Here is an 11,585-nt window from a genome sequence, read left to right on the forward strand (position 1 = left end):
CACCTCCGGTCTGAAATTGAAAATGTTAGGGTAATCTTCTGTTGCAATTCCCTCTCTAAACTGGGAAGCCGATCGCATCGAATTGCGGATAATTTGAGTGGATGCCGTTAGCGAACATCCACTCAATAATCAAACGTCAGTGAAGTTTTTTACCATCAACAATAATGTGATGGGTACTGCGTGCTTTCGGGTGGATAAAGAAATGCCCTTCCGGCGCGGTATGCGCCTTGATATGCACCAGCGTAAGGTTTTTAGCTCCCGCTTTCTTGTTGTGTAACGCGTAAATCGCAAAAGGAATCGCCAGCACAACCAGGAAGCAGACCACCAGTAAACCGGCATAGATATCGTTAGCCTCCGCGCCTGGTAAGCCTGAAGGCGGAAAGAAAGAGACAATAAATGCCACCAGCGAAGTCAGCAGCCCCACCACCGCAACCGAGATTTTGACCTTGTTACCACCAGGGATATTAAAGGTGCGTTTGTTGTTCGGTTGCTTGCGAATCAGAGTGATATAAGCGAGGAACAACATGAAATAGCTGCAAAGATAAATCACCACCGTCAATGCCAGCGCAATCAGGAAGGACATATTATTGCCGCCTCCGGTGTTGGTCAGGATAATCAGCGCCACCGAGGTAATAATCAGCTGAGAGATCACCAACACTACCGGCACGCCATTCTTATTCATTTTGGCGAACTGCGCAGGCAGAATCCCTTTTTGCGCCGTCACCAGCATTCCACGGGAAGGGCCGACAATCCAGGCGGCTATCTCCGCCAGCACGCCCAACAGCAATAGCGCAGCGATAATGCGAATCGCCCACTCAAAACCGCTGCCAAAGTGATTGATAAGCACGCTAAAAGTCTGCATTACTCCGGCAGAGAGATTGATCTGTTCGTGTGGTATCACCGCCGCAATCGAAAGGCCACCGAGAGAACTCAGGCAAATCGCAGCAAACATCAAAAGCAGCATGGCAAGAGGATAATCGCGGCCAGGGTTTTTCATTTCGTTGACGTGCGTCGCCGAAGCTTCAACACCCATATAGCTAAGGATAAAGGCAACAAACACCACTAAGGTACTCATGCTGCTGAAGTTCGGGAAGAACGTGTCAGCACTCATTTCAATCGCAACCGGTGCGCCTGAACGCAGGTAACTGACCGCCAGGATCACCAGAATTGCCGCAGGTAAAAGAATACCGGCAAAAAAACCAATCTTGGCGATACGCGCGGTATTTTTGGTGCCACCAAACTGGGTTAACGCCAGCCCCCACAAAATAATCAGTGCGGCGACAGTTTTCACTATCGGATCGTTATTCAGCTCCGGCCAGTTGAGAATGTAGGAAAATGCTCCCAACACAAAATAGAGCATGGGAATAAAGCCGACGGCAATCTGCAAATAACCAAAGGAAATGGCGGCAAATCCCCATCTTTCACCTAAGGTTTTCGAAACCCAGGTGAACACCCCGCCCTCTTCCCAACCCTCAACCGTCGCCATTTCAGCGGCGCAAAGTCCGACCGGAATAAACCACAGAATCCCGCCCAATATCAGGAAAAAGATCAGTGCAAAACCGGATGTGGCAAAGGTAGGATATTCATATACGGCCATCACCATTGATGCCGTTATGGCGAAAAAGCCCAACAGCGTTAATTGTTTTGGCGCGGCTATAGTTTGTGTGCTAGCCATGACGTTTCTCCGCAATAAGCGAAATCGCTTTTCGGTTAATCTTTATCATTAAAAAGAGTGGCGAGTGAAAGCCACTCCATTAACAGGCCGGATTCAGATTAGCTGTGGTTAAAACCACTCGCTTCATCTTCAGACAGCGGATTAATGACCGGATGCTGTTCGAAATGCTGCAGCGCACGTTTCATATCTTCAATTAACAGGCAGCCGAGATCATAACTGACCCCATGCCGCACCAGTATGCGCTGAATGACCAGATCTTCCCGATTAGCCGGCATCGAGTAAGCCGGTACCTGCCAGCCGCGCGACCGCAATTTGTCTGCAAGGTCATACAGGGTATAACCACCGATATTTGCCCCCTCTTTCAGTTTCCATGCCAGCGCCGGAATACCTTTGTTGCTGTCGCCATCAAACAGAATTTCAAACGGCCCTAACTTGCCGATTTCATCAGAGAGATGCTGCGCCGTGGCGTAGCAGGCATTATGAATTTTGGAGTAGCCTTCACGACCGAGGCGTAAGAAGTTGTAGTATTGAGCGATTATCTGGCCACCCGGGCGCGAGAAGTTCAGCGCAAACGTCGGCATATTGCCGCCAAGATAATTGACGTTAAAAATAAGTTCTTCAGGCAAATCCGTCGCTTCACGCCATACCACCCAGCCTGCTCCCAACGGCGCCAGGCCAAATTTATGACCCGAGGTATTAATTGATTTTACGCGCGGCAGGCGAAAATCCCATTCCAGGTCTGGCGCGCAGAACGGGGCCAGAAAGCCGCCGCTGGCACCATCTACATGCATTGGAATATCCTGTCCGGTATCTTGTTGCAATTTGTCGAGCGCGTCACTCACCGCTTTTACCGGCTCATACTGGCAGGTGAAGGTCACACCCAGAGTCGGCACCACACCAATGGTATTTTCATCTACGCGCTTGAGTACTTCTTCAGGACTCATAATCAATCGCTCGCCTTCCAGCGGGATTTCACGCAGCTCGACATCAAAATAACGGGCAAATTTATGCCAGCAAATCTGCACGGGTCCACAAATCAGGTTGGGTTTATCGGTAGAAAGCCCCTGCGCGGCGCGTTTTTTACGCCACTGCCATTTCAATGCCAGGCCACCCAACATGGCCGCTTCTGAAGAGCCAATCGTGGAGCAACCCAGCGTAGTTTCAGATGAAGGTGAGTGCCACAGGTCAGCCAGCATACGCACACAGCGTGCTTCAATTTCCGCAGTTTGTGGATATTCGTCTTTATCGATCATATTTTTATCGATTGACAGTTCCATCAGTTCACGAATTTCATCATCCACCCAGGTTTGGCAAAATGTCGCCAGATTTTGACGTGAATTTCCATCCAGCATTAATTCATCACGGATGGCGCTAAATACGTTACGGGGATTACGCTCCTCATCAGGAAATTGGGATTTTGGCAACGAGGCGGCTAAATCGACTGAAGCATATACGTCATCATTATCATTGTGGTTACTAAATTCATTATTTTTGATCATAACAACCCTCATAATATTTACATAAAATACATTCGGCGAGCTCACCAGAAAGTGCAAAATCCGACCGCCATCCGGCGATCGAAAATTGCTATCAGATTTACTTTTTGAGTCTAGGACAATTCCTGGTAAAAATATCAACAGTTAAACAATGAAAAGCTAATTGTCGTCTAAAATCCCGGCCGTGATTGGTTATGTCACTGAAATGAATAAATATAAAATTATTTAATAATTTTCTGCAATCGGCCATATCGTGCAATCCATCCCCCGATCAGCCATCGCCTGTCAACCGGGCAAAGGATGAGAACACTCGTATCTCCCCCTCACTCAGGAAAAACATCAATCATAAATTAAAGTTAACTATTTAGCCGGTTAGCACCTTGCTTGTGACAAGGTTTGCAGGGCAGGGATTAAGCCAGTTCAGATCATAATTTGTGAATAAAATAGCTGGCATATATGCAGGTAAAACCTGAGTTAAGCGCCACTTATATTAATAGGGTTAATTAAACAATTCGTCACTAAAAGTGATTATTAGGGCAATGCCAAATACCCTCTATTGACTTTACTATCCGCAGTTATAAAAATTACCTCAGAATAAAGCATTATCGAAATTAGCTTCTACAATTACGACAAACATACCCCAACAACCCAATAAATAAGCTTGCCAGGAGCGGTGTTATGCAGCAACCCCCTTTGATTCAGCCTGACCATGAACATTCTGAAGCTTGCTTATGTCATAGCCCGGCATTTAAACGTATTAACACCGTATTAACCCGGCAAGCGGCAAAAGCGCAGCCTATTAGCGCTGCAACCGTCGCGGCGGCTATCCCTGAAGGGCAATTGCAGCATGCCAATACCGCCCATAATGCTGCGCAATTAAAAGCCATTATCAATGTTCGCATTTTTGACGGTGTTTCTGACCAGCTGCGCGAAGGAATGCAGGTGATTGTCGAAGGCAATAAAATCAGATCGGTTGAACCAGAAAACACCGCAATCCCTCCTGAGGCAGAAATTATCAACGGTGGGGGTGGCGTGCTGATGCCAGGCCTGATTGATGCCCACTGGCATGCCATCATGGCCAGACCTTCAATGATGACGGCAATGACCGCTGACTTTAACTATATTCAGGTACTGGCAATTGCCGAAGCACAGGCAACGCTGCTGCGTGGATTTACCACGGTACGCGATATGGGTGGGCCGGTATTTGGCCTGAAGCGTGCGATTGACGAACAGATCACGGTTGGACCGCGAATTTATCCTTCCGGCGCCTTTATCTCGCAGACTGGCGGTCATGGTGATTTTCGTATGCTCAGCGAAGTGCCGCGCGCCTCAGCCGATCCTCTGAGTTATATCGAACGAGTGGGAATAACGGCGATAGCCGATGGTGCCGATCAAGTGCTGCTACGCGCCAGAGAACAGCTGATGCGAGGCGCTTCGCAGGTCAAATTTATGGCCGGCGGCGGCGTAGCATCACTGTATGACGGTATTGATGTCACTGAAGGTTCAGTCCCTGAAATCCAGGCAGCGGTAACTGCCGCAGAGAACTGGGGAACTTACGTTACCGTTCACGCCTACACGGCGCGGGCCGTCACCATGGCGATTAAAGGCGGGGTGAAATGTATTGAACACGGTCAGTTGGTGGATGAAGAAACCGTCCAGTTGATGGCGCAAGAAAACATGTGGTGGTGTCTTCAACCTTTCCTTGATGATGAAGATGCGGTTCCGATGGCGACTGCGGCCTCACGCGCTAAACAGCTGGTGATGTCCGCAGGAACCGATAACGCCTATCAGCTAGCCAAAAAGCACAAAATTAAAACGGCCTGGGGTACCGATACGCTGTTCGATGCCCGGCTCGCTACCCGTCAGGGTGCTCAGTTGGCTAAGCTGATTCGCTGGTATACGCCTTACGAAATTCTCAAGATGGCGACCAGTGTAAATGCAGAGCTGTGTGCCCTTTCCGGGCCGCGCAATCCTTATCCCGAAAAGCTGGGGGTGATTGAGGCGAATGCTCTGGCAGATATGATTATTGTTGATGGCGATCCGCTAACCGATATCCAGCTTATTGCACAACCCGAACAAGCTTTCCGGGTGATCATGAAAAATGGACATATTTATAAAAACACCCTGGAACACCGTGCAGCTTAGTAAAGCGTCATAATCAGGTTAATGAGAGATTAAATGGAAAATACGGACTCCTTACGCCAACGTCGCTGGCCTCTGTTATTTCGTTCCGGGCATTTACGTTTCAGGCCGTTGGCTTTAATGCTGATAAGTACCTTTTTTCTTATCGGATGCCGCGACGCGGGTGCGCCAACATTTTCCCTGTTTGGTTCCTGGTTTCCACTCTGGTTAGCCTGTGCAGGCGTTGGCATCATCGCGGCGATCTTAGCTCGCGTGCTGCTGATTTTTGCCGGTATTGACGATGTGCTTCCCTGCCGATTACTTGTTTATGTATGCGTGGCACTTGCCGGCGCATTTTTGTCACTGCTGCTGTTTAATCTGCGTTAAAAAAAATGAATACGGTGAAGGTGAAAGTGAATAAACGTCGGATAGCGGTAATTATCGCCGTGATTATCGTGATTATTGCCGCTATTTTGGGCTGGCTGACGCTGCGTCAAAGTACCTTAAATCCCTCCTCTCAGGATACGATAATCGGTGCCAGCGTGGTGAACGTCAGCAGCTCTGTCCCGGGGCGCATCCAGACCATTAATGTGAAGGAGAACGGCAAAGTCAAACGGGGTGATGTAATGTTTACCATCGATCCCTGGCTCTATCGTTTGCAGGTCGAGCAGGCAAAAGCGGAAGTGCAAATGGCGCAAGCCGCCTGGGACACTCAGCACCGCACGATGGTCGCAGAACAATCCAACGCGGCAATAACTGATGAGCAGGTTATCCGTGCGCGTGCCAACCTGCAGCTTGCCACGCAAACGCTGGCACGCCTGCAGCCAATGCTGGCAAAAGGTTACGTCACCGCGCAGCAGATTGACGATGCGCGCACAGCAAAAAAAGATGCTGAGATCAGCCTGCGACAGGCACTGAAGCAAACTGTTGCTTCCGCAGCGTTGGTAACCAGTGCTGAAGAGTCTGAGGCGTTGCTTAAAGCGCGCCGTGCGGTTCTCGCCATCGCTGAACGAGAGCTGGAAAATACCGAAATACGTGCGCCACACGATGGTTTAGTGGTGGGGCTTAATGTCTCAGCGGGAGAATACGTGGTGCCCGATCAGTCGATTTTTACGCTGATCAACAGTGAGCACTGGCACGCATCGGCTTACTTTCGCGAATCAGAACTCGCACACATTAAAGTGGGAGACTGCGCGACGGTCTACGTACTGGCCGATCGTCAACGGGCGCTACAGGGCAAAGTTGAAGGTATTGGCTGGGGGATAAGTTCAGAAGATCAAATTAACATCCCGCGTAATTTGCCTTATGTACCCAAGTCACTGAACTGGGTACGCGTTGAGCAACGTTTCCCGGTGCGGATTAATCTGCAGGACCCGCCGGCAGAATTGATGCGAATAGGTGCCAGTGCGGTAGCGATTGTACGAAATGAAGATGGTTGTTGACGGCTTCTGGAGCAAAATGCTTCGCCAGGTAAAGCGCGACCTGGCCCCCTTCCCCGGGCGATTCGCCACGGCGTGGCGCGTCGGCGCACTCTGCGCGCTGATGGCGCTGGTTGCTATGTTGTATGGCATCCCCGAATCAGCCATTAGCTGTTACCTTATTTTGTTCGTGATGAAGCCGGACGCCGTCGAAAGCATGGTGATGGCAATTGCGGTAACGCTATTGGTCTCTTTGGTGGTTGGATTAATTCTGCTGATTCTTCCTTTCACTCTTGAATCTGCGCCATTACGGATGGCAGTGCTGGCCGCCAGCTCTTTTTTCTTTCTCTGGCTGGGCTCGGCCAGCAAACTGGGACCGGTAGGCAGCATTATCGCTCTGGTGATCGCTTTTATTATGAGCCTGCTTGGCGATGCTCCAAATGGTGAGTTAGCGGTTCGCGCAGTGCTGTACGCCTGGCTTATGGCGGCATCACCGATGCTGTTGTTAGTGGCTTTTAATCTTTTTATCGGCCGTCCACCGTGGAAATTGTTACGTGTAACGCTGGCTGAACGCTTACAGCTTGCCGCTGAAGCATTACAACAGCCAGACGCCAGCAATCTGCGTAAAGTGAAAGAACTGCTTCAGGAAGGGCAAAGTGAACATCAGCAGCGCGTAATGCTGGTGCGGATTTTTCATCTGCGGCCTGCCGCCGAGGTCACCTGGCTTTCGGCCGCCGTAGCCAACAGCTATCAGCTGCTGTTGGCTACGTCTGCCCTCAGCAGAACACTGCCGGAGTCGACTCGTGCAGAACTGGCCGCCTGCTGCCGTTCCGCCGCGCAGGCTGTTGCCGCTGGCCGGACAATTGAACCGCCATCGTTTACCCAGCCTGGCAACGCTGACGAAATACATACCGCGCTGGTGAAGCTCGCCACGCCAGATACCACAGCCGATACCGGTGTGGCTTCAACCCCCTTTTTAGCCAAAGACGCATTGACCAATCCGGTGCACCAGTACTTTGCCTTAAAGACCACGGCGGCCAGCATTATTTGTTACCTGGTTTATACCGCACTGGACTGGCAGGATATTCATACCGCAATGATCACCTGTTATGTCGCAGCACTCGGAACGACCGGAGAGACCGTACATAAGCTAACGCTTCGCATTATCGGCTGCCTTATTGGCGCATTGATGGGGGTGCTGTCGCTTATTTTTATCGTTCCTTATATGAGTGATATTGGCCAGTTGATGTTACTGGTTTTCGTCGCATTGCTGCTGGCTGCATGGGTATCGAGTGGTAATGAACGGATCGCTTATGGGGGAATCCAGATCGGGCTGGCGTTTTTACTTACCGTATTACATAACTTTGCCCCGAGCAGCGATTTGTCGGTTGCGCTCGACAGAATACTCGGGATTCTGTTAGGCAACCTGGTGGTGTATTTAGTCTTTACTTATCTGTGGCCGGTCGCCATTGCCGATTCTGTTCGCAAGCACATCCGTAATCTGCTCAGCAGTTTACGCGACCAGGCGGCCTTGCCATCTGCCGCTCGCCTGGCAGCGATAAGACAAGCGGCCAGTATTGAGGAAGAGCTCACCAGCGCCCGCGAGTCAATGAAATTAATCTCTTTTGAACCCTCTTCGCTGCGCCCGTCGCAAGAAGAGTACCAACGCCTGAAAGATATCCTTAAAGAAATGGAAAAACTGTGTCCGGCACTATTTTTATCTTCAGAAACATCATCCTCAGATGTGGAACGGCTCAGTCGGCTTTGCAACGGCGAAACGGTTATCCGTTCAGCAGCAGTAAAAAGCAGCAGTCACGATGCGCCGCAGCCAGCAGAACAATCGGTTGAACATAAGATTCAACGCAGTATCAAGCGACTTGAGGAACTTCTGGGATGATAAAGCGCTTAGTATTTGTCGCTCATTTAATGAAAATACCGGTTTTCGCGACAGCAGCCACAGTATGTCTGCTGGCCGGATGTGCCACGGAAAGTCTGGATCTGGCACCTGCCAGCCCGGTTTCCCCCTGGGCGCCTGACGGCATCAACCAAAATAATTTTGCTGTTCCGGCAAACTCTGCAGTGGCTGACCTCTCTCCACCTCCGGCGATAAATCAGCAGCACGTTTATCCATTATCTGAACTGATCAATATTGCCCAGATGCAAAATCCGGATACCCGCATCGCCTGGCAACAGGCGCGCCAGGCGGCGCTGGCGGTTGGTATGGTTGAAGCCACTTTTTTACCGATGATCTCAGCAAGTGTTATCGGTGGATATCAAAGCACGCGCACGCCCTTGCCCTATGCAATCGGCGATCAACACGATCTGGATACCAGCGCCAGCGCCGTGGTTCCTGCACTGGCATTACAGTGGTTAATCTTCGATTTTGGCCAGCGTAGTGCCTTGCAGGAGGCGGCAAAACACACCTCCTGGGCCGCCAATGTGGCTTTCAACGGGATGCATCAAAAGATTATCTATGATGTCACTCGCACCTATTATCAATACGGTGCCGCGCAGTCACGACGAAAAATAGCCGAAGAGACACTACTGAATAGCCAGAAAATTCTTGATGCTGCTCAGGCGCGTAACAAAAATGGCGTTGCGACCACGATAGAAGTGGCGCAGGCTCGTCAGCAGGTCGCGCAGTCGAAATTGAATCGTGTGATGGCGCAGGGAACAGAACGTGACGCGTTGCAGGCATTACTGGCAGCGATGGGCATTTCTGCCTCATCGCAAATCAAGGTAGCAGATGCGGGGGATAAACCTCTGCCGCAAACAGCCAGCGTTCCGACCCAGCAAATGATAAAACTGGCACTTTCCCGCCGTCCGGATGTGCTGGCAAGCTATGCTGCCCTTCAGGCCGCGACGGCAGGTATCAAAGCAAGCGAGGCGGATTTTTTGCCCAAAGTTTACCTTGCCAGCGCGGTCGCCGGCGGGCACGGGCGCTTTGATATTCAGGGGCTGCCCTCGATTGGTCAGCAAACCTCTTCCTCAAGTATTTTGTTGGGCGTTAGCGTACCGCTTTATGATGGAGGATTACGCGCAGCCCGGGTAAAAGAGGCTGAATCTCGCGCCGCGGCGGCAAACGAAACATTCCAGAAGATTCAGGAGGATGCGGTGCGGGAAATTGTGGTGGCTGCCGATACGCTACGATCCGCGCTTGAAGCCGATAAGGCGGCATCTGAATTGGTAGAAACGGCATTTATTACTTTCGATGCCGCACTGGATTCCTGGCGAAACGGCGTAGGGACCATCACCTTTGCCAATGAGGCCTCGAATGGCCTGCTGTATGCGAAACAGATGAGCAGTGATGCCCATGCCGCCGCATTAATCGCGGCGGCTAATCTCGCCTTTGTTATGGGTCAAATGACGTCGGCAGACTAAACGGAATATCAGCTGAACTGCCGCACCATGCGATCCATCTCGGCTTCTTTGACCGGTTCGGAGAGATAGAATCCCTGGAAGCTATTCACTCCCATTGCGATCAGCGTTTCAAATTTATCCTCACTGTCGACACCTTCGGCAGTGCAGAGGGTTTCTGTCATTTCGCTGTAATACAAGATAGCTTTTATCAGGCTGCAATCACTCTCATTACTGCCAAATTTATCCACCAGATCTTTATCGAGCTTAAGACCATCAAAATGAACATGCCGTACCGGGAACATAACATGGTCGTTGGAGAAGCAGTCATCAAGCACCAGGCGACAACCGATCTGACGGATACGGTTCATGGTAACCGGAATTCTTGGATCTTTGGTTACGTCGATGCTTTCAGCAAACTCAAACACCAGTCTGTCAGCCCATTCTGGCTGATGCAGCAGTTCAACGGCTTTCTTTGCCATGCCCGGCAAGGCATCTCCTGAAGAGAGCTCGGGTGGTATATTTACTGAGAAAAAGTATTTGCCGTTATATTTATTGATTCCACGTACCGCAGCATCCAGTACCAATGCTGTAAGTTTCAGCCAGGTATTTTTGTTATTCAGATGCGTCAGGAATTCTGCCGGTTTCTGAATGCGCCCGTTTCGACGCCAGCGCAACAAAATTTCAAAACCGGTGGCCTGTTTTTTTCTGTTTGTTATCACCTGATAGACAGGAAAAATTCCTTTACTTTCAATGTCATCATTAAAAACACTTTCAACATTCTGTATTTTTGATAGCTGAGAATCCCGGATATTACGCGATAAATCCCTGGTCATTTTTGCATCATTGAGCCAGCGCTGAATAAATTGCATTTTGCGCAGACCTTCATGCCGATGGGTATAGATGGTTTTATCGGCAAGCCCCAACCGGCGCGATTGTACTTTCACCGGCACGCCGCGATAAAAACTCAGTACCGCGTCCAGCTCCCGGCTGCTTAATCCGTTATAAACGCTGCCGGTCAGGCGCTCTTCCATTCTTGCCGCCACTTCCAGCAGGTGGAAATCATCCTGAACAATCTCATGGCACGTCAGCGATGAGCCCGCCACGCGAATCGCTGATATTTTATCTTTATCATAAACCAGCGATAACAACATGCGGTATAACCAACTTAAGGGCAGGCTACAGAGGATCAGCACCGAAACCGGCTTATGAGAATAATTCAGCAGGAAAACCAGTTTTTTAAGCGTACTGAGAACCGAGCTAACATCCCCCTGCAAAAACACGGAAATGCGAATTTCACTGGCTCTGAAAATAACGTCAAGCTCATCTTTTTTAACATGATCAGCATCGTATACAACGCGTGAAGCGTCGATACCTTTACCTGCCAGAAGGCGCGAAAGGCCTTCATAGGCAAAGCTACACGCTGAGATTATATAAGCGTTTGTATAGGGGTTCTGAGCGTTACCATCAGCAATCCTGGCCATGACCCTCTCCTTTAAGTAATATCCTAAAAAAAAT

At 50.1% G+C, this 11,585-nt stretch carries 8 protein-coding genes; 5 read left to right on the forward strand and 3 right to left on the reverse strand.

Features of this window, described 5'->3' with window-relative positions:
• Positions 1 to 136: 136 nt before the first annotated feature.
• The gene (gene gadC, locus RIN69_RS17205; protein ID WP_313853320.1) at positions 137 to 1,675 is read right to left on the reverse strand and encodes a glutamate:gamma-aminobutyrate antiporter; all 1,539 of its coding nucleotides are present in this window, start codon (positions 1,673 to 1,675) and stop codon (positions 137 to 139) included.
• 98 nt (positions 1,676 to 1,773) lie between these two features.
• Positions 1,774 to 3,174 (reverse strand): glutamate decarboxylase, encoded by a 1,401-nt coding sequence (locus RIN69_RS17210; RefSeq protein WP_313853322.1) that lies wholly within the window; start codon positions 3,172 to 3,174, stop codon positions 1,774 to 1,776.
• 675 nt (positions 3,175 to 3,849) lie between these two features.
• Here RIN69_RS17210 and RIN69_RS17215 point away from each other — a divergent pair.
• The 5 genes from RIN69_RS17215 (at position 3,850) to RIN69_RS17235 (ending at position 10,091) form a co-directional block, all read left to right on the forward strand.
• Entirely contained in the window at positions 3,850 to 5,316 is a 1,467-nt protein-coding gene (locus tag RIN69_RS17215) for a metal-dependent hydrolase family protein (protein ID WP_313853324.1), read from the forward strand.
• A gap of 117 nt (positions 5,317 to 5,433) precedes the next feature.
• Positions 5,434 to 5,679 (forward strand): hypothetical protein, encoded by a 246-nt coding sequence (locus tag RIN69_RS17220; protein WP_313853326.1) that lies wholly within the window; start codon positions 5,434 to 5,436, stop codon positions 5,677 to 5,679.
• Between the two features lie 5 nt (positions 5,680 to 5,684).
• Positions 5,685 to 6,734, forward strand: a complete 1,050-nt coding sequence (gene mdtN, locus RIN69_RS17225; protein ID WP_313853327.1) for a multidrug transporter subunit MdtN — start codon at positions 5,685 to 5,687, stop codon at positions 6,732 to 6,734.
• A complete protein-coding gene (locus RIN69_RS17230; RefSeq protein WP_390902398.1) occupies positions 6,718 to 8,607 on the forward strand; it encodes an FUSC family protein in 1,890 nt (629 codons plus the stop codon). Before mdtN ends, RIN69_RS17230 begins: the two co-directional genes overlap by 17 nt.
• Positions 8,608 to 8,636: 29 nt before the next feature.
• Complete coding sequence (locus tag RIN69_RS17235) at positions 8,637 to 10,091, forward strand: TolC family protein (protein ID WP_390902550.1); 1,455 nt, start codon at positions 8,637 to 8,639, stop codon at positions 10,089 to 10,091.
• 8 nt (positions 10,092 to 10,099) lie between these two features.
• On the opposite strand, the gene RIN69_RS17240 is transcribed toward RIN69_RS17235, so the two are convergent.
• Positions 10,100 to 11,551, reverse strand: a complete 1,452-nt coding sequence (locus tag RIN69_RS17240) for an EAL domain-containing protein (RefSeq protein ID WP_313853329.1) — start codon at positions 11,549 to 11,551, stop codon at positions 10,100 to 10,102.
• Positions 11,552 to 11,585 lie beyond the last annotated feature (34 nt).

The organism is Winslowiella toletana, assembly GCF_032164335.1.
Lineage (GTDB): Bacteria > Pseudomonadota > Gammaproteobacteria > Enterobacterales > Enterobacteriaceae > Erwinia > Erwinia toletana_A.